Here is a 19034-nt window from a genome sequence, read left to right as displayed (position 1 = left end):
GGTGACTTGATGCATATCAACGGTAGTGGCTGGTGGTCTGCGGGCAGGCCGGTATAATCGGCGCCCTTCGATTTATACCTATTTTTCCGTGAGCCCCATGATCCTTCCCGAAATTCACGAGTTCCTCGGCTGCCGCACCCCTGACGGCTGGGTTCAAGCCGCGCTGGCCGATGAGGAAACCCTGCTGATCGACCACAAGAACTGCGAATTCAAGGCCGCCAGCACGGCGTTGAGCCTGATTGCCAAGTATCACTCCCATGTCGAATTGATCAACATGATGTCGCGCCTGGCCCGGGAAGAGCTGGTGCACCATGAGCAGGTCATGCGCCTGATGAAAAAACGCAAGATCGAGCTGCGCCAGCTGTCCGCTGGGCGTTACGCCTCGGGGCTGCGCAAGGTGGTGCGCAGTCACGAGCCGGTGAAACTGGTTGATACGCTGGTGGTTGGCGCATTCATCGAGGCCCGCAGTTGTGAGCGTTTTGAAGCACTGGTGCCGCATCTGGACGACGAACTGGGCAAGTTCTACTTCGGCCTGCTCAAGAGCGAGGCCCGGCATTTCCAGGGGTACCTGAAGCTGGCCTATCAGTACGGGGACGCCAAGGACATCGCCCAGGTGATCGACAAGGTCCGCGCCGCCGAGCAGGACTTGATCGAGTCGCCGGATGTGGAATTTCGTTTCCACAGCGGTGTCCCCGCAGCATCAGCGGCTTAAACCCAGACGTTCATGCCACTCGGCGATAGACTCCTCGGGATAAACATCAAACTGTTTATCCCCCGGCCGCACCTCGGCTTCCACCCAGGGCGCACTGGAACTGAGCATCAAGTGCGTGTGCTCCGGCGGCACCGGCAGCGGTGTATCGATGGCCGACGCAAACGGATGGATCAACTCGGGCCACTCCGGGCTGAACAGCCACAATCCCGAACCGCACAGCGAACAGAAATGCCGTTCGGCACTGCTGCGATGGGCGCGTTTCTCGCCTTCGCCCTTGAGCAGGGCATGGTAGATCGCGATGTTCTTGCGCCCGCGCACTTTGAGACTGTTTGCGTCACCGGCGATGTTGATCGCATAACCGCCACCGCCCTGGGTCTTGCGGCAGATCGAGCAATAGCAGCGCTGGTACGGGTAGGGGTGGGCGCTGGTGAGGCTGAACGACACCGTGCCGCAATGGCAGGAACCTTCGAGTTGCATGAGAACCTCCGGCTGTCTTGAGCGAGCTCAAGACAGCCTAGACCCTCAGCGCTCCTCGACAGGCACCAGAATCGCGTCACCGGTCGCCACCAGTTTCAGTTGATCGCCGGTTTGCGCGAACAACTCGGCATGGGCGAATACCTGCTTCTTGCCAGCCTTCACCACGCGACCCCGGGCAATGAACACTTCACCGACCGCGGGCGCCAGGCAGTTGACTGAAAAGTGCGATGCCAATACGTTCCCGGCCACCGTTCCAGCGGCAAAGCCACAGGCCGTATCGAGCAATGCGCCGATCAGCCCGGCATGCAGGAAACCTGCATACTGCGCCATGTCAGTTTCGCGAAAAGCCAGGGTGATTTCGGCTTCGCCCGATTCGGCGCGGGTGACCTCGAAGCCGGCCCAGCGGTTGAAAGCTGAGGTTGAATTGATCTGTTTGAGTGTGTTGAGCATCGCGAATCCCTCCGATTGAGGATTGACCATGCGCCTCAACTCCGGGGGCGTCATCGACCATTAGCCTGGGTGATGGGCAGTTGGGTGAGCGGTGAATGGCCTGTAGGAGCCGGCTTGCTGGCGATGAACGATAACGCGGACTCACTGGACGCCCACGATCCACCGGGTCAGCATGGACGCCTCGAACCCGGACAAGACCCTCATGCGACGTCTACCCTCCCTGGCAGCCCTGCGAACCTTCGAATGCGCCGCCCGCCACGCCCATTTCGGCCGGGCGGCGGCGGAGCTGTGCGTCACCGACAGCGCCGTCAGCCACCAGATCCGCCAATTGGAAGAACAACTCGGTGTGTCGCTGTTCGTCCGTGAAGGCCGGCAGATTCGCCCGACCATGGCCGCTGGACGGCTGATGCAAAGCCTGCAGCAAGCCTTCGAGCTGATCGGCGATGCCTGCGACGAGCTACGCGATCCATCGTCCCTGGCAGTCTTGCGCCTGGCGGTCACCGCTGAACTCGCGCAGAAGTGGTTGATGAGTCGTCTCACGGATTTTTACGCGCGGTATCCGCACATCACCTTGCACCTCTACGAGCAACCGATCGACGCCACGGCGCCGGGCGAGGACATCGACCTGGCGATCACCTATGGCACGGGTCCCGTGGACAGCAGTGCCTATTTCGTCCGGCCCTTGCCGGCGTTGCAGTTTTTCCCGGTGTGCAGTCCCGGGCTGTTCAACCAGGGCACCCTGAAAAACCCCAGGGACCTGGCGCGCCACTGCCTGCTGCACGACGATCAGGACGGCAAGACCTGGACCGCCTGGCTCACCAGCCATGCCGGTGATCAGCGCCCCGAACGGCAACTGTACTTCGCCCACGCCGGCTTGGCTCTGGAAGCCGCGGCCCAAGGGCAGGGCGTGGCCATGGGCGATAACCTGACGGCCCAGGAAGATCTGCTCAGCGGTCGCCTGGTCCGTCCTTTCACCTCAAGCATGACCGCCCTGGGTCAATACGCGCTGGTGTGTGAGCGCGTGCGCCTGGAGCGGCCAGCGGTTACGCAGATGCTGGAATGGTTCAACGATCAACTGGTTGATTGATGAGTTGAATTCAAGTATTCCGAAATAATCATCGTTGGCGAGCAGAGGGCCAGCCACCTTAGCCTGTGGTCATTCCAATGCTCACTGATGAGGTTTGCCCATGGCTCGTTTGCTCGATTCCACGCCTAAATCCGACGGCTTCCGTTTGCCCGGAGAATTCGAAGCCAAGTCCGGCTGCTGGCTCGGCTGGCCGGAGCGCACCGATGTCTGGCGCAATGGTGCCAAGCCGGCACAGAAAGTCTGGGTGCAGATCGTCAGCGCCATCGCCCAGAGTGAACCGGTCACCGTCTGCGCCTCGGCCGCGCAATTCGCCACCGCCCGCCGACAATTGCCGCCGCAGGTACGGGTGGTGGAAATGACCTGCAACGACACCTGGTTCCGTGACAGCGGGCCGTGCTTTGTGGTCAATGACCAGAGCGGCGAAGTGCGCGGCGTCGACTTCGAGTTCAACGCCTACGGCGGCCTCGACGGCGGCTTGTACTACCCCTGGGACAAGGACGACCAGATCGCCAGCAAAATCCTCGAAATCGAACGCTTCGATCGCTACCGCGCACCGTTGATTGCCGAACTGGGCGGCATCCAGAGCGACGGCCAGGGCAGCATCCTCACTACCGAGCAATGCCTGCTCAACCGTAATCGCAACCAGCACCTGGGCAAGGACGAAGTCACTCGCCGCTTGACCGATTACCTCGGCGCCGAACAGGTCATCTGGCTGCCACGGGGGTGCAAGTTTGACGAAACCGACGGCCACGTCGACGATCTGGCGTGCTTCGTGCGCCCCGGTGAAGTGGTGCTGCAATGGACCGACAATCGCGACGACCCGCAGTGGGAAATCTACCAGGAGGCCTACGACATCCTGCGCAGTACCCGCGACAGTCGTGGTCGCGAGTTGATCGTGCACAAGCTGCCGCAACCGGACGTGCTGGAGTGGACCCTGGAGGAGGCCGAGGGCCTGGATCAGCAGGACAGCACCCATACCCGTCAGGCGGGTACGAAAATATGCGCCTCCTATATCAATTACTACGCCGGTAACACCTCGATCGTGGTACCGCTGTTTGGCGACCGCAATGATCAGGTCGCGCTGGCGACCCTGGCCGAACTGTTCCCCCGGCACAAGATCGTCGGCATCGAAAACTCCCGGGAAATTCTTCTCGGTGGCGGCAACGTCGCCTGCATCACCATGCCGCAGTACGCCGGCAAAGGAGTTTAAAAAATGCGCCTGCACAAACTGACCCAAGCGTTAATGCTGGTGCTTGCCCCCCTGTGTGTGCAGGCCGCCGACACCGCCAAACCGGTGGTAAACCTGTACATCTGGGGCGAGTACCTGGCCCCGGACACGCTGACCAACTTCGAGAAAAAAACCGGTATCCATGTCGTCGCCGATCACTTCGACTCCCTGGAAACCGTCGAGACCAAATTGCTCACCGGTCGCAGCGGATATGACCTGGTGTTGACGGCGGGACAGCATCTGTCCCGGGCGATCCAGAGCGGTGCCATCCAGACCCTGGACAAGCAGCAGATACCGCACTTCGCCGGAGTCGGCGAAGAGTTCCGCCAGCACATGGCGGTGTTCGATCCGGGCAACCGTTATGCCGGAATCTACGCCTGGGGCACCACTGGCGTGGGATATCAGGAAGAGGCGGTGAAGCAGCGCCTGGCCGATGCGCCAACGGACAGCTGGGCCATGCTGTTCGATCCGGAGGTGGTCTCAAAATTCGCCGATTGCGGGGTCAGCCTGCTCAACGATCCCAATGAAGTGTTCGCTGCCGTGATGAAGTACATGGGCCTGGACATCAACCGCCAGAGCCTCGATGACCTGAAACTGGCCGAGCAGCAACTGGCGAAGATCCGCCCGTACATTCGCTACTTCGACAATGACCTGAACATCAGCGACCTGGCGAACGGCAATACCTGTGTGGCGATGTCGTGGAATGGCAACGTGGCCATTGCGGCGGGGCAGGCGCAAGCGGCTAGCAAACCGTTTTCGTTGCAGTACCGGATACCCAGGGAGGGTACGCTGATCTGGTTCGATGCCATGGTCATCCCCAAGGACGCCCCGCACCCCGAGGCAGGGCTGGCCTTGATGGATTACCTGATGACACCTGAAGTGATCGCGCCGATCACCGACACCATCCACTACGCCAATGCGATCACGGCGGCGGACACCTTGATCGACCCGGCGATTCGCAATGATCCGGGGACCTATCCGGCGCAGGCGGTGCGGGCTTCGTTGTACAGCAAGAATGACAATGGCAAGGCGTTCAACAAGGCGTTGATCCGGGCGTTTACACGGTTGAAATCAGGGTTGTGATTGGCGTCGGGTGATGTGTCGCCTGGAATGCCGTCATCGCCAGCAGGCTAGCTCCCACAGGTTAGGCGGTACACTGTGGGAGCTAGCCTGCTGGCGATGAACGATAACGCGGTCTACCTGTTAGGCACGCGCCACAAATACCAGGCAGCCACAGTCCGATACGGACTCCACGCCAAGCCGATTTCGATCATCTGCTTGCGCGTCGGCTGCACCTCAAGCCCCTTGAGCCGTCGATAGCCCTCGCGCACGCCAAAGTCATCGGCTGGCAAAATGTCCGGCCGTTCCAGGCTATAGATCAGCAGCATTTCCACGGTCCAGCGACCCACGCCGCGCAGGGTGACCAGGCGCTCGATCAGCGCTTCATCGTCCATGGCCAGCGCTGTGGCGTAATCCGGTACTACGCCATCGAGCGCCGCCTGGGCGATGCCCTGGATGGTCGCAATCTTGCTGGCGGAAAAGCCGCAACTGCGCAGTCGATCAAAATCTGTCGCCACGATCTGCTCAGGCCGCGGAAACGCCACCGAGGGGTACAGCGCCAGCAATCGACCGACAATCGCATCCCCGGCCCTGGCGTGCAGTTGCTGGTAGGCAATCGCCCGCACCAGCGACTCATAGGGATCGCGGGCGGCGTGGGGTTGATGCAGGCACGGGCCGACAGCGTCGATGTGCCGACGCCAGTCATCATCCAGATTTGCCAGCCATTGGCTGGCCAGGCGGTAGGGGTCAGGCATGAAGCATCCTTGGCGGGGCTGGGCGAACGCAGCCTGTGATCAGAAGGCCAATTGCTCGGTGATCTGCACCGCGGCCTTTTCCAGCCTGAGCAGGAACGCCTTGCGCGGCTGGCCTCCAGCGTAGCCGGTCAGCGAGCCATCGGCGCCGATCACCCGATGGCAGGGCACGATGATCGAAAGTCGGTTGTGACCGTTGGCCAGGCCGACGGCGCGGCTGGCGCCGGGTTTGCCCAGGGTGGCGGCAATTGCGCCGTAGGTGGTGGTGTGGCCGTAGGGGATGTGGGCCAGCTCGGCCCATACCTGGCGGGAGAACTCGCTGCCGGGCATGTGCAGGGGCACGCTGAATTCAGTACGCTCGCCGGCGAAATACTCGGCCAGTTGCTCTTCGACTTGCTGCAAATGCCCGTTGTGTCCCGGCGCCACGGCATAACCATGGCGACTTTGCAGGCTTTGCACTTCGCGGGTCAGCGAAGGCTGGTCGAGAAATTCCAGGAGCACCAGCCCACGGCGCTCGGCCATGGCGATCATCGGCCCCAGCGGCGTCGTCAACCGGGTGAACAGCAGCGGCTCACTGTTGGCGGCGCGTCCCGGGGTGATGTGGAAGGACTTTTGAAACGCATCGCGAAAGCCGCTCAAGGATTCGTAGCCTGAGTCAAACGCCGCACTGTCAATCGAGTCGCCCTGCTTGATGCCGCCCAATGCCATGCCCAGGCGGCGGGTGCGCAGCCAAGCGTGGAAAGTCATGCCGAAATGCTGCTTGAACCAGCGCCGCAATTTCAGCGCTTCGATGCCTTCGGCCTGCAATTGGGCGTCGGTCCAGCGAATGTCCGGATCAAGCTCTACCGATTTAAGCAGCTTCTGCACCCAGTCCGGCGCAATCGCGGCGGCGTCCATGGGTTTGCATCGCAGGCAGGCTCGGTAGCCCGCCGCCAGGCACTCGTCGGCGTGAGCGAAGAACTCGACGTTCTCCGGTTTCGGGCTGCGCGCGGTGCAACCGGGGCGGCAGAAGATCCTGGTGGTCTTGACCGCAGTAAAAAACACCCCTTCGTAGGTGGTGTCTCGTTCGAGCATGGCGCGGACCATCTCTGCGTGGGGCGGAAGCAGCGTGTGTGGTAGGTTCATGGGCGAAGCATAGAACGGGGCAGGGACAGTCTCCACCGGAAAATGAACAGAGAATTCCGGTTTTGCAATGACCTGTAGGAGCTGCCGAAGGCTGCGATCTTTTGATCTTGATCTTGAAAAAAAAGATCAAAAGATCGCAGCCTTCGGCAGCTCCTACAAGGGTAACCTTTTCAGTCTCAGGGTTCGCGATCCGCCAGTTCTTCCAGCAGATCCGCCGAGGGCGTGAAAAACAAGCCGCCAGTGACAGCGGTGCTGAAATCCAGCAAGCGGTCGTAATTACCCGCAGGCTTGCCGACAAACATGTTCTCAAGCATCTGTTCCAGCGGATCGGGCGAGCGCGCATAGCCGATGAAATAGGTGCCGAATTCTCCCGCACCGGGCCGGCCAAACGGCATGTTGTCGCGCAGGATCTTCACTTCTTCGCCATCGTTGGTGATGGTCGTCAGGGCGCTGTGGGAATTGTCCGGTTTGATCGAGTCGTCGAGTTCGATATCCGACAGTTTGGTGCGCCCGATAATGCCCTCCTGCGCCTCGACGGATAACGCGTTCCAGGCATTCATCTTGTGCAGGTACTTCTGCACCAGCACATAGCTGCCGCCGCTGAACGACGGGTCTTCATCGCCGACAATCGTGAAGCCGACAGCCTTGCGCCCGATGGGGTTTTCGGTGCCATCGACAAAACCGATGATGCTGCGCATGTCGAAGTAGCGGAAACCCTGGACTTCATCGACGACCGCAACCGCACCGTCAAGCGCCGAGAGCAGTTGCGTCGCCAGTTCGAAGCACAAGTCCATATGTTCAGCGCGGATGTGCAGCAGGAGGTCGCCAGGGGTGGAAATGGCGCGACGTTCCTCCGGCCCGAATTCGCGGAAGCTGTGCAGCGCGGCGGGGCGCGGGTGGCCAAACAAGGTGTCCCAAGCGGTGGAGCCGAAGCCACAGATGCACGACAGGTTCCCGGCGGGAACGCGTTTGCCAACAGAGCGCGTGAGGGCTGCGACGTCTGCACACCAGCCCCGCACTTTGCTCGCGGCTTCACTGCCGGGAACCAGGGTGGCGACGATGAAGATCGCGCTGCGGGTGATGGGGCTGCAGATGGCCTGAGCGTCCGGCGTAGATTGATCCATTGGCATGCGCCCCATGAGCGGTAGTTGATTCAGGCCCGACGCGCCATCAGCAACACTGAAGCCGCCGCCGACAACAAACCCGCGCAGCAGCGATTGAACAGCTGCTTGCCCGACGGCTTGGCAAACCAGCGGCGCATGTGCAGGCCCATGTAAGCGTAGGCGCCGATGGCGATCCATTCCAGGATCAGGAACAGTGCTCCCAGCACGGCGAATTGTGGCGTGATCGCGCGGGTCGGATCGACGAATTGCGGCAGGAACGCGGTGAAGATCAGGATCGCCTTGGGGTTGCCGGCCGCCACCAGAAACTCCTGCCGGGCCAACGCCAGCATGCCCGCCGGCGGGGTGGTTACGGAGGTTTCTGCGCCGGGGTTGGCCCGCCACAATTGCCAGGCGAGATAAAACAGGTACGCCGCACCGAGAATCTTGATCCCGTAGAACAGCAATTCCGAGGTTTGCAGCACCACCGCCAGACCGGCCGAGGCGAGGGCGATCATTGCGGCGAACGCCAGCAAGCGGCCGATGCCGGCCAGGCACGCGGTGCGGTAGCCATAGCGGGTCGAGTTGCTGACCGACAGCAGGTTGTTCGGGCCTGGCGCCATATTCAGGGCGAAGCAGGCCGGGAGAAAGAGGGAGAGGGTGGCGAGGTCCATTATCGGCTCCAGTAGCGAGAGCGATATTTTTACCACAGGTGCCGTGCGGCTTGCCCCGTACAGTCGTGAACCGCAGGCACCGTACAATCAAGGGGGGCAGTAACTATTTGCCGCCAGGCACTCCCGATTATTCCAAACGGGTCTAGCTACCTGACAGTTGTGACAGTTAAAAGCATTTCGGCGATGCGTTAAAAAGGAGTCCTTACTCAATGGCCAAGTGACCGATATGACTTCGAATACTGCAACTGTAAAAACTTTTGCCGCGGTGACAATCCCGGCGCCGATCAAGACGCTTTTTGACGATATTGCATTTGCACAAGTGGCGGCCGAGCATATCTCGGCAGCCACGAACACGCCGGTGACGATCGAAGACACGGTGACGCAGGACATGCTGGATAAAGTGACGGTGTTACGGGTGTTGAGCGGGCAGCCGAGAAGAATCACCAGCCTGCAAGGCATTGGACATCTGCGCAATTTGCAGGACCTGATGATAGAAAATCAATTGATCACTCGCCTTCCTGAAGAGTTTGGGACGTTAGCAAAGTTGACGTCGGCGCATTTCGGCAATAACTCAATCAAATCAATTCCGGACTGGATCGGCAATCTCCACAACCTGACCAGCCTGAATCTGAGTTCTCAGTTACCGCGGGGCATTCTCAGAGGCGGTATCCCGGAGTCAATCGGCAACCTGACAAAACTGGAACGCTTTGACGTGGGTAATAACAATAACCTCTGCGGAAAATTACCCGATTCCCTTTCCAGGCTGATCGCCCTCAAATTCATGTTGGTTCAAAGCAACGGGTTTGAAGACATGACCGTCTTGAATGTCATGCCTTCGACCACCAGCATCAATGCCCGCAATCAAGCCTTGGGTGTTTTTGAGCTGGGCAATGTGAGGCAAAACAGTTCGTTGCCCATCAGGTTGCAGAAAATATTTGAGCAGGCCCTGACGCCAGGTGACTACCTGTATGAACCGGGCGGTGTTGAAATCATTGGCAGTCCAGGTGCGTATCTGGATCAAAACCTGCGCTATGTACATTTGCCGACCAACACCCTTGGCACCTCGGAGGCGACGCTGGCTTTTCATGGGCGGCTGACCAGTGTGGGTTATCGCTACACGGTGACCGCGTAACGGCCCACGCTTTTTCAGCCTGTTAAACAAGCGGGTTAAGCGGGGAAATTTGTTGCGAGCCGATAAACTACTTCGCGAATTTCTTCGCACCCGCCACACAAAGAATCACCGCCACAGTGACCGCCAGCATGCCAATGCTGACCTGCTCATGCAGCAAAGTCGCCGCCAGCGCCAAACCAAAAAACGGCTGCAGCAGTTGCAGTTGCCCCACGGCCGCAATTCCTCCCTGCGCCAGCCCGCGATACCAGAACACAAACCCGATCAGCATGCTGAAAAGGGACACGTAGGCCAGGCTGACCCAAGCTGGTGTACTGATGCTGGCAAAGGTTGCGGGCAGCCGCCACAAGGTCAATGCAGCCATGACCGGCAGTGCCAGTACCAGCGCCCAGCAAATCACTTGCCAGCCGCCCAGTGTGCGGGACAACTTCGCGCCTTCGGCATAACCGAGCCCGCAGGCCAGGATCGCCAGCAGCATCAGGATGTCACCCTGGGGCGACGCCGTCAGGCCCTGGGCGACGGCGAATCCGACCACCAGCAGGCTGCCCAGCACCGAGAAGCACCAGAACACCGGCCGTGGGCGCTCGCCACCGCGCAGGACACCGAACACCGCGGTCGCCAGTGGCAGCAGGCCGACGAAGACGATGGAATGCGCGGAAGTAACGTATTGCAGCGCCAGCGCGGTCAACAGCGGAAACCCCACCACCACGCCGAGTGCCACGATCAACAAGGGCACAAGCTGATTGCGCGCGGGGCGTTTTTCCTTGAACAGCAACAGCAGGCACAGGGCCAGGATGGCTGCAAGGGTGGCGCGGGCCACCGTCAGGAACACCGGGTCGAATTCCAGCACCGCCACCCGCGTCGCAGGCAGCGAGCCACTGAAAATCACCACGCCGATCAGGCCATTGATCCATCCGCGGGCACTGCTTTCCAGCACCGGGTTTTGCACGTTTGAAGTCCGTTCCATTTGGCTCACTCATTGTCGGGTTGCACGAAAGCCATCGTATGATTGACTATCGGTACAATCAAAAAATTGTCATGGATACATCTCGACATGCCTCGTTCCCGCTACAAAACCCTGGTGGATGCATATGCCGCCGAGATCCGCGCCGGGCGTTTGCCGCCCGGTACGCGTCTGCCGACTCACCGCCAGTTGGCTGCTGAGCACGGCTTGGCCTTGGTCACGGCCAGCCGGGTCTATGCCGAGCTCGAGAGCATGGGCCTGGTCAGCGGCGAAACCGGGCGCGGGACCTTTGTCCGGGAGACCTCATTGCCGCCGGGGCAGGGCATTTCCCAGTCGGTGGTGGCGGCAGGGATGATCGACCTCAACTTCAACTACCCGTCTTTGCCCGGTCAGGCCGATCTGTTGCGTAATGCCCTGCGCCAACTCGCGCTGTCCGGTGACCTGGAGGCCCTGCTGCGTTACCAGCCCCACGCGGGGCGCATGCATGAGCGGGCGGCGTTCGCTCGTCATCTGCGCGAACGCGGCCTGAACGTAGCGGCCGAACAGGTGCTGATCGTCAGTGGCGCCCAGCATGGCCTGACGGTGGCGATGATGACCCTGCTCAAGCCCGGCGATGTGATAGCCGCGGACGCCTTGACCTATCCGGGCTTCAAGACATTGGCCGAAACCCTGCATCTTGAAGTCCTGCCCATTCCCGTCACGGACAAGGGGCCTGATTTGCCTGCCCTGGACAAACTGTGCCGGCTTCGCCCGGTGCGGGCCGTCTACTCGATGCCGACCTTGCACAATCCGTTGGGCTGGGTGCTGGACGCCGATCAGCGCGAGCATCTGGTGGCGATCGCACGCCGGCATGACCTGACGATCATCGAGGACGCGGCCTACGCTTTCCTCGCCGAAGACGTCCCGCCACCCCTGGCTGCAATGGCGCCGGAAAGAACGGTGTACGTCAGCGGTTTATCGAAGAATGTCGCCACCGGGTTGCGCGTCGGTTTTGTCGCCGCGCCGGCGCAATGGATTGCCGGATTTGAACGCACCATCATGGCGACCACCTGGAACACCCCCGGGGTGATGACGGCCATTGCCACGGCCTGGCTCGACGACGGCACTGTCAGCAAACTCGAGGCGCAAAAGCGTGCGGACGCACAAGCCCGGCAAGCCTTGGCCCGTGAGGTGCTGGCGGGGCTCAGGACCATCAGCCATCCGTCTTCGTATTTCATCTGGCTGCCCTTGGCCGAGGACGCCCGGGCCGACCAGATCGCCATGGCGTTGATGCGCGAGCAGGTGTCGGTGTCGCCCGCCGAACCCTTTGCGATTACCCCTCATGTCCCCCACGCGATACGTCTGGCGCTGGGCTCGGTGGACATGGTCGCGCTGCGCCAGGCGTTGGTGAAGGTGAAGAAGGTGGTCGACTATTACTCATAGCCCAAGGCAGTTTTCTTCAATACGCGCAGCAAAGGGCTCCTTACATTGACGCCTGGTTCAACTGACTGAGCAGGTGTGCAAATGAGTTTGATCATGTCCATGGCGGCGTTTGCGTTGGCCGCTTCCATCACGCCGGGGCCGGTGAATATCGTGGCCCTGGGTTCGGGGGCGCGCTTCGGCTTTCGTGCCAGTCAGCGCCATGTGGCCGGGGCGACGCTGGGCTTCGTGTTGCTGCTGGTGCTGATGGGGTTGGGGTTGCATGAGCTGTTGCTGCTGTGGCCGGCAATGACCCAGGTGGTCCAGTGGGCCGGGGTGGCGTTCCTGTTGTACATGGCGTTCAAGCTGGCCGCCGACGACGGGCAACTGCAGGCAAAGGATTCGAACCGGGCGCCGTCGATGCTGTACGGCGCGGTCATGCAATGGCTCAACCCGAAAGCCTGGCTGGCCTGCGTGGCCGGCATGGGCGCGTTCGTCGCCGATGGCGAAGCCCGCCTGGTGTGGCAGTTCGCGGCGGTGTACCTGGTGATATGCTACCTGTCGGTCGGTTGCTGGGCCTACGCCGGGACGTTTTTGCGCGGCTACCTGAACAATCCGGCGGGCATGCGCTTGTTCAATCGGGGCATGGCGTTGTTGTTGGCGGTGAGTGCGGTGTATCTGTTGGTGCCTTAATCAACCGCGATACTGCCCTGGCGTTGCCGCCAGATGCTGCTTGAACGCCCGTTGGAAATGCGCCTGATCGGCAAACCCTGCTTCCAGCGCCACGTCGGCGATCAGCTTGCCATTGCGCAGTTGATCCCGGGCGAACTGGATGCGGCGGTTGACCAGGAAGGCGTGGGGTGTCATGCCGTAATGCTGCTTGAAGGCGCGGATCAGGTAGGACGGCGACAATTGCGCCGCCTGGCAGATGTCTTCGAGCTTGAGCATCTGCGTGCAGTGCTCGCGGATGAAGTCGGCGGCGCGCTCAAGCTTGAAGTTGGGCTCGCGCAGCGGTTGTTCGGTCGGGTTCAGGTGTAGCTGCACCTCGGTGAAAAACTCCACCGCTGCGCTGTGTTTACACATCACGTCTTGCTGCTCGTCGACCAGCACCTGATACAAAGCCTGCAAACCCATGAAGAGGCCAGGGTCTGCGGTATGGGTGACCGCGAACCGGCGAAACGCCAGATCGTTGCTGAAGCCCAACTGATGCTGCAAGTCGGTGAGCCATGGGCTGTCGACATACAGCATCAGGTACGACCAGGGCTGATCGTCGATCGGATTGCAGGCATGCACATCACCGGGGTTCATCAGCACCACGGTGCCGGCACAAACCTCGGAGTTCGATTGCTCATGGACATAGGTACTGCGCCCGGCGGTGATCGCACCGATGGAAAAGTGCTCGTGGGCATGCCGGGTGTAACAGACCTCACGCCCGTCGGCGATGGAGCGGGCTTCGATGAAGGGCAGGGCATCATCGCGCCAGAAGCGCGGGGCCTTGTCGGTGTCCCTGGGTGTTGCGGGCTTCATGGTCAATCCTAGGCAGATCAGCGCCACAGTGTATTAGTTCTCGCCGTTGAAGGCTCGTTGCAGCTCGGCGATATCGAGTTTTTTCATGTGCATCATCGCCAGCATGGCGCGTTGGGATTTTACCGTGTCGGGGTCCTTGATCATCTCCATCATCGCCACCGGGACGATCTGCCAGGACACGCCGAATTTGTCCTTGAGCCAGCCGCATTGCTGTGCCTCGACAGGCCCGCCGGCGGACAGGCGTCCCCAGAAGTGGTCGACTTCCTCCTGGGTCTGGCAGTTGACCTGGAACGAGATCGCTTCGTTGAAGATGAAGTTCGGGCCACCGTTGAGCCCGGTGAACGTCTGCCCGTCGAGTTCGAAACTGACCGTCATGACCGAGCCGACTTCCCGGCCATGGAATTCCTTTCCGGCCTCGCCGTAGTGAGTGATGGCGGTGATTTTCGAGTGATCGAAGATCGCACAGTAGAACTTCGCGGCCTCTTCGGCCTGACCATCGAACCACAGGCAGGGTGTGAGTTTTTGCATGTGTAGCATGGCGGGTCTCCTTGGCAGGTTTTTGCATGCTGGACTATCAGCGTAGCTAGCCTGCGGCGGTCTGGCCGAGCCGTAGATCGCCGGGTGTGTAAGGATTTTCTACAAAGTGGAGTCTTAATGACCAAGCCTTGTGTCATTAAGACTATTTTCAGCGCGAGTCGTTATGACACCTACGACCTCAGATACCTGATTTGTAAGGGCTAAATATCTGGCACGAGACTTGATGGATGAAACGTACAACTGAACTGCTTCAGGAGTACGGAAAATGTTCCATTTCTTCAGCAATGCTCAGAACGTCCTGCACCTTTCCAGCCGCGTACTTGGCGTCGGCCTGGCCATGTTGCTGGCAGGCATCTACGGCGCTTACCTGTATGCCGGCCATCTGTCGATCGTGGCGCTGGTGGCGTTGCACGCCATGACCATCATCGGACCGACCCTGCTGAAAATCGGCTACGTCATGCGCCTGCTGGCCCAGCACCGGTTGAGCAAACCTCAGCGCGTGGCGCTGGCCTGATGCGCAAACTGGCCGCTGCTCCCGTCTTCAGTCTTGGATTTCGCCCGTTCTTTCTGGCAGGTGCCGCGTTCGCCGCACTGGCAGTGGCAATCTGGGCCCTGTGGTTGTACGGCCGCTTGCCCGGCGCACAACCGCTGGGCGGTATGCTCGCCTGGCATCGGCACGAGATGCCTTTCGGATTCGCCGTGGCCATCATCACCGGATTCCTGCTGACGGCGGTGCCGAACTGGACCGGTCGCCCGGGGCTCAAGGGTTGGCCATTGATCGGGTTGGTGCTGGTCTGGCTGGTTGCACGAATGGCCTGGTTGCTGCCGATTGCTCCCGCAGGGTTGCTGCTTGTGCAACTGCCCTTTTTGCCATTGCTGGCCTGGGTGTTGGGGCGCGACCTGGTGGCCGCGGGCAAGCGCGATAACTATCCGATATTGCTGATGATCACTTTGCTGGCCGGCTGCCAGGCCATGACGTTGTGGGGGCTCTGGGCCGATGATACGGGTTTGCAGCGGCGGGGCGTACTGGCGGCCTTGTGGCTGGTCGGCGCGCTGATGAGCGTGATTGGCGGGCGGGTGATCCCGTTCTTCATTCAGCGCGGCTTGAATCGTCCAGCACCGCCTGCGGCCAATCCATTACCCACCAGGGTACTGCTGGTGAGCGGGTTGCTGGCCGCGCTGACATTTGCCCTCGGTTTGAATGACCTGCCCATACCCTGGCTGGCGGCGTTGTTTGTTTTGATCGGCAGTCTGCATCTGCTGCGCCTGTGGCGCTGGCATGACCGCGGTATCTGGCGCGTGCCCCTGCTGTGGTCGCTGTATCTGTCGTATGCCTGGCTGGTGGTGGCGGTGTTTGCCATGGCGCTGTGGCACGCCGGCCTGATGCCGCAACAGAGCCTGGCCACCCATGCGCTGGCGGTGGGTGGCATTGGCGGGTTGATTCTGGCGATGATCGCCCGGGTCAGCCTGGGGCACACCGGGCGGGCGCTGCGGCCTTCGAAAGCCATCGTTGCGGGGTTTGTCCTGATGTTGATCGCAGGGGTGGTGCGGGTGTTGCTAGTGCCGTTATCCGGGTTGGGGTTGGGGGTTTCGGCGTTGTTTTGGTGTGTTGCGTTTGGGTTGTTTCTGGTGGGCTACACCTCAATTTGGCTAAGGCCCCGGGTGTAGGAGCCCGCGGCCCCATCGCGGCGGGCCCACGGAGCAGGACCGGAGCGAGGGCATGCCGAGCCTTAGCGAGGCACCGAACGTCAGGGGCAAGAGCCCTTGGTTACTTGAGGCCGGGCGGCGTTCCGTTTTTCCAAGTGACTCGCCGTAAGGGCGAAACCATAAGTGGCCGTTACCGCAGGAATGGATATGTACTCGGTCAACAAATAATAGGTCGGCTGTCAGGCCGCCATCGCCAGCAGGCTGGCTCCCACAGTAGATCGGGTACGGCCGTGAGATACGGGGCGGTTGTGAGGGCGCCATCGCTGGCAAGCCAGCTCCTACAGTGGATCGGGGGCGGCCTTGAGAGATGGACGGCTTCATCGGCAATTCGGGCGGGTTTTGTGACCGGTGGTCGATACACCCCGGCCTGCCCGGCAATTTGCGCTTAGCTGAAGGGATAACCCAAAGGCGCGCGTAGGTTGTTGATCGCCAAAGCGACGCCACCTTCAGAACACCGTGAGTCTGAGGACCTGCGCAATGCTGACCCTGAATATCAATGGCAAGGATCAGGAGCTGGATGTCCCCGCGGACATGCCGCTGCTCTGGGTTCTGCGCGACGTCGCGCACCTGACCGGCACCAAGTTCGGCTGCGGCATGGCCCAGTGCGGCGCCTGCACCGTGCACATCGACGGCACGCCTTTGCGCTCTTGCATCACACCCGCCACGGCCGTGGCCCATGGACAGAAAATCCTCACCATCGAAGGCCTGTCCACCGACGGTTCGCACCCGGTGCAACTGGCCTGGGCCGAACTCGATGTGGTGCAGTGCGGTTACTGCCAGTCCGGGCAGATCATGTCGGCCGCGGCCTTGCTGGCAAAGATCCCGCAACCGACCGACAGCGATATCGACCAGGCGCTGTCGGGCAACATCTGTCGTTGCGGCACCTATCCAAGAATCCGCGCCGCGGTCAAGCGCGCGGCGCAACTGGCTTGATGGCCATGAACAGTATCGATCCACTGTCGCGTCGTGGCTTTCTCAAGGGCAGTGCCGTGCTGGGCGGCGGGCTGGTGGTGGCGTTTGTCATCCCCGGGGCCCATCGCTTTGCCCTGGGCGCGGAAAACCAGGGCAATGTGTTCGCCCCCAATGCCTTCCTGCGCATCGGCAATGACAATAGCGTCACCGTGTTGCTCGGCCATTCGGAAATGGGCCAGGGCATATGGACCGGGCTGACCATGTTGATTGCCGAAGAACTGGACGCCGATTGGTCGAAAATCCGCGTCGAACACTCACCGGCTTCAGCCGCCGACTATGGACTTGCCGGGTTCGGCGGCATGCAGATCACCGGCGGCTCGACCTCGACCTGGATGGAGTTCGACCGTTATCGCCAGGCCGGTGCGGCGGCGCGGTTGCTGCTGGTCGAGGCCGCGGCCAAGCGTTTCAACGTCGCACCCTCGGCGATACGCACCGAGTCGGGCGTGGTGTTTGCCGGCGACCAGCAGGCCACCTATGGCGAACTGGCCGATGACGCCGGCAAGTTGCCGGTGCCGGACCCGGCGTCGATCAAGCTCAAGGAGGCCAAGGACTGGAAGATCATTGGCAAACCTACCAAGCGCCTGGATACCCCGGAGAAAATCACCGGCCGCGCCAAGTTCGGCATGGACGTGCAGTTCGACGGCCTTATGACCGCGATGGTCGCTCGTTCGCCGGTGTTCGGTGGCAGCGTCAAATCCTTTGAAGGCGCCGAGGCGCTGGCGATACCCGGTGTGCACAAAGTGGTGCAGGTGCCGACCGGCGTGGCGGTGATCGCCGATCACTATTGGGCGGCGAAACTGGGGCGCGATGCGCTGCACGTCGAGTGGGACCTGGGGCCGAACAGCGGGCTCGACAGTGAGCAATTGCTCGAGGAGTTTCGCAAGCTCGCCGCCACCCCCGGATTGCCCGCCAGCCAAGCGGGCGATGCCCAGGCCGCACTGGCCAAGGCGACCAAGACAATCGATGCCGAGTACAGCGTGCCCTACCTGGCCCATGCGCCGATGGAGCCGCTCAACTGCACGGTGAGCATCACCCAGGACAAATGCGAGATCTGGACCGGTACGCAGTTCCAGACCCTGGACCAGATGATCGCCGGCAAGATCACCGGGCTCAAACCCGAGCAGGTGCAAATCCACACCGAGTTCCTCGGCGGCGGTTTCGGCCGGCGAGCCAACCCGACTTCGGACTTTGTCGCCGAAGCGGTGCAGGTCGCCAAGGCCGTGGGCGGGCCGGTGAAAACCGTGTGGGCGCGAGAGGATGACATCCGTGGCGGCTATTACCGCTCGGCGTTCCTGCACCAGGCGCGGGTCGGCCTCGGTGCCGATGGCCTGCCGGTGGCGTGGCAGCATGTGCTGGTCGGGCAATCGATCATGGCCGGCACCTCGCTCGAAGCCGCCATGGTCAAGAACGGTATCGACAAGACGTCCGTGGAGGGCGTGGCGGACAGTCCCTATCTGCAAGGGTTGGCCAATCATCAGGTGGAGCTGCATTCGCCCAAGACCGGCATCAGCGTGTTGTGGCTGCGTTCGGTGGGACATACCCATACCGCCTTCGTCATGGAATCGCTGATTGACGAGCTGGCCGCAGCGGCCGGCAAGGACCCGGTGGAATATCGACGCACGTTGCTCAAGGCGCATCCGCGGCATCTGGGCGTATTGAACCTGGCGGTGGAGAAGGCCAACTGGAAGGCGCCGCTGCCCGATGGCCATGCCCTGGGCGTGGCGGTGCATGAGTCATTTGGCAGTTACGTGGCGCAGGTCGCCGAAGTGTCGCAGGACAACCTGGCGATCCGTGTGCACCGGGTGGTGTGCGCGGTGGATTGCGGGATCGCGGTCAATCCGCAAAGCATCGCGGCGCAAATGGAGTCGTGCATCGCCTTCGGCCTGGGCTTCACCTTACACAGCAAACTGACGATCAAGGACGGCAGGGTGGTGCAGTCCAACTACCACGATTACCAGGTGCTGCGGCTCAACGAGATGCCGGTGGTCGAAGTGCATATCCTGCCCAGCAGCGAGAAACCCGGTGGCATCGGCGAGACGGGTGTACCACCCACGGCGCCGGCGGTGGCCAACGCGGTGTACGCCCTGACCGGGCAACGCCTGCGTGAACTGCCGCTGCAGTTGTCGGGGGTGTGAA

The 19034-nt window shown here is 61.4% G+C and carries 20 protein-coding genes; 11 read left to right on the top strand and 9 right to left on the bottom strand.

All coding sequences use genetic code 11. From position 1 onward, the window contains the following. Positions 1–97 precede the first annotated feature (97 nt). On the top strand, positions 98–712 hold the full coding sequence (locus SOP95_RS02885) for a tRNA-(ms[2]io[6]A)-hydroxylase (RefSeq protein WP_323605982.1): 615 nt from the start codon (positions 98–100) through the stop codon (positions 710–712). On the opposite strand, the gene SOP95_RS02880 is transcribed toward SOP95_RS02885, so the two are convergent. Together SOP95_RS02880 and SOP95_RS02875 are read right to left on the bottom strand one after the other, a co-directional pair. Beyond that, on the bottom strand, positions 701–1189 hold the full coding sequence (locus SOP95_RS02880) for a GFA family protein (RefSeq protein WP_323605981.1): 489 nt from the start codon (positions 1187–1189) through the stop codon (positions 701–703). The two genes, SOP95_RS02885 and SOP95_RS02880, sit on opposite strands and share 12 nt — an antisense overlap. 45 nt (positions 1190–1234) lie before the next feature. Continuing rightward, on the bottom strand, positions 1235–1639 hold the full coding sequence (locus tag SOP95_RS02875) for a PaaI family thioesterase (protein WP_274076341.1): 405 nt from the start codon (positions 1637–1639) through the stop codon (positions 1235–1237). 202 nt (positions 1640–1841) lie between these two features. Between SOP95_RS02875 and SOP95_RS02870 the strand changes: the two genes are divergently transcribed. From SOP95_RS02870 to SOP95_RS02860, 3 genes are all read left to right on the top strand, one after another. Continuing rightward, positions 1842–2726, top strand: coding sequence for a LysR substrate-binding domain-containing protein (locus tag SOP95_RS02870; protein ID WP_274076342.1), 885 nt, complete (start codon positions 1842–1844; stop codon positions 2724–2726). A gap of 100 nt (positions 2727–2826) precedes the next feature. Beyond that, entirely contained in the window at positions 2827–3936 is a 1110-nt protein-coding gene (aguA, locus tag SOP95_RS02865; protein WP_323605978.1) for an agmatine deiminase, read from the top strand. A 3-nt stretch (positions 3937–3939) separates the two neighbouring features. Next, positions 3940–5037 (top strand): extracellular solute-binding protein, encoded by a 1098-nt coding sequence (locus SOP95_RS02860; RefSeq protein ID WP_323605976.1) that lies wholly within the window; start codon positions 3940–3942, stop codon positions 5035–5037. Positions 5038–5150: 113 nt separating this feature from the next. On the opposite strand, the gene SOP95_RS02855 is transcribed toward SOP95_RS02860, so the two are convergent. From SOP95_RS02855 to SOP95_RS02840, 4 genes are all read right to left on the bottom strand, one after another. Continuing rightward, the gene (locus SOP95_RS02855) at positions 5151–5768 is read right to left on the bottom strand and encodes a DNA-3-methyladenine glycosylase family protein (protein ID WP_274076345.1); all 618 of its coding nucleotides are present in this window, start codon (positions 5766–5768) and stop codon (positions 5151–5153) included. 39 nt (positions 5769–5807) lie between these two features. Next, positions 5808–6890: a bifunctional transcriptional activator/DNA repair enzyme AdaA gene (locus SOP95_RS02850; RefSeq protein ID WP_323605974.1), complete on the bottom strand. Its 1083-nt coding sequence runs from the start codon at positions 6888–6890 to the stop codon at positions 5808–5810. Positions 6891–7066: 176 nt separating this feature from the next. Next, entirely contained in the window at positions 7067–8014 is a 948-nt protein-coding gene (locus tag SOP95_RS02845) for a Dyp-type peroxidase (RefSeq protein WP_442967715.1), read from the bottom strand. Positions 8015–8043: 29 nt separating this feature from the next. Then, positions 8044–8664: a LysE family translocator gene (locus SOP95_RS02840; protein WP_323605970.1), complete on the bottom strand. Its 621-nt coding sequence runs from the start codon at positions 8662–8664 to the stop codon at positions 8044–8046. A 226-nt stretch (positions 8665–8890) separates the two neighbouring features. Between SOP95_RS02840 and SOP95_RS02835 the strand changes: the two genes are divergently transcribed. Then, positions 8891–9796 carry a leucine-rich repeat domain-containing protein gene (locus tag SOP95_RS02835; protein WP_323605968.1) on the top strand — a complete coding sequence of 302 codons (906 nt, stop codon included), beginning with the start codon at positions 8891–8893 and terminating at the stop codon, positions 9794–9796. 67 nt (positions 9797–9863) lie between these two features. On the opposite strand, the gene SOP95_RS02830 is transcribed toward SOP95_RS02835, so the two are convergent. Next, complete coding sequence (locus SOP95_RS02830) at positions 9864–10760, bottom strand: DMT family transporter (RefSeq protein WP_323605966.1); 897 nt, start codon at positions 10758–10760, stop codon at positions 9864–9866. An 87-nt stretch (positions 10761–10847) separates the two neighbouring features. Between SOP95_RS02830 and SOP95_RS02825 the strand changes: the two genes are divergently transcribed. Both SOP95_RS02825 and SOP95_RS02820 read left to right on the top strand, forming a co-directional pair. Then, on the top strand, positions 10848–12179 hold the full coding sequence (locus SOP95_RS02825; protein ID WP_323605964.1) for an aminotransferase-like domain-containing protein: 1332 nt from the start codon (positions 10848–10850) through the stop codon (positions 12177–12179). Between the two features lie 81 nt (positions 12180–12260). Next, positions 12261–12848, top strand: coding sequence for a LysE family translocator (locus SOP95_RS02820; protein ID WP_274076352.1), 588 nt, complete (start codon positions 12261–12263; stop codon positions 12846–12848). On the opposite strand, the gene SOP95_RS02815 is transcribed toward SOP95_RS02820, so the two are convergent. Together SOP95_RS02815 and SOP95_RS02810 are read right to left on the bottom strand one after the other, a co-directional pair. Further along, positions 12849–13682: an AraC family transcriptional regulator gene (locus tag SOP95_RS02815; RefSeq protein WP_323605962.1), complete on the bottom strand. Its 834-nt coding sequence runs from the start codon at positions 13680–13682 to the stop codon at positions 12849–12851. A gap of 33 nt (positions 13683–13715) precedes the next feature. Further along, the gene (locus SOP95_RS02810) at positions 13716–14219 is read right to left on the bottom strand and encodes a VOC family protein (protein ID WP_274076354.1); all 504 of its coding nucleotides are present in this window, start codon (positions 14217–14219) and stop codon (positions 13716–13718) included. Between the two features lie 265 nt (positions 14220–14484). Between SOP95_RS02810 and SOP95_RS02805 the strand changes: the two genes are divergently transcribed. From SOP95_RS02805 to SOP95_RS02790, 4 genes are all read left to right on the top strand, one after another. After that, entirely contained in the window at positions 14485–14733 is a 249-nt protein-coding gene (locus SOP95_RS02805) for a transmembrane sensor/regulator PpyR (protein WP_274076355.1), read from the top strand. Then, positions 14733–15887 carry an NnrS family protein gene (locus tag SOP95_RS02800; protein WP_323605960.1) on the top strand — a complete coding sequence of 385 codons (1155 nt, stop codon included), beginning with the start codon at positions 14733–14735 and terminating at the stop codon, positions 15885–15887. Before SOP95_RS02805 ends, SOP95_RS02800 begins: the two co-directional genes overlap by 1 nt. A 516-nt stretch (positions 15888–16403) precedes the next feature. Beyond that, on the top strand, positions 16404–16859 hold the full coding sequence (locus SOP95_RS02795; protein WP_274077022.1) for a (2Fe-2S)-binding protein: 456 nt from the start codon (positions 16404–16406) through the stop codon (positions 16857–16859). Between the two features lie 5 nt (positions 16860–16864). Next, entirely contained in the window at positions 16865–19033 is a 2169-nt protein-coding gene (locus SOP95_RS02790; protein WP_323605958.1) for a xanthine dehydrogenase family protein molybdopterin-binding subunit, read from the top strand. Position 19034: the final 1 nt, after the last annotated feature.

The sequence above is a fragment of the Pseudomonas sp. YuFO8 genome, assembly GCF_035065025.1.
In the GTDB taxonomy this organism is placed as follows: Bacteria; Pseudomonadota; Gammaproteobacteria; order Pseudomonadales; family Pseudomonadaceae; genus Aquipseudomonas; species Aquipseudomonas putida_AE.
The sequence above is the reverse complement of the archived record's forward strand: the minus strand, read 5'-3'. Positions and strand labels throughout refer to the sequence as shown.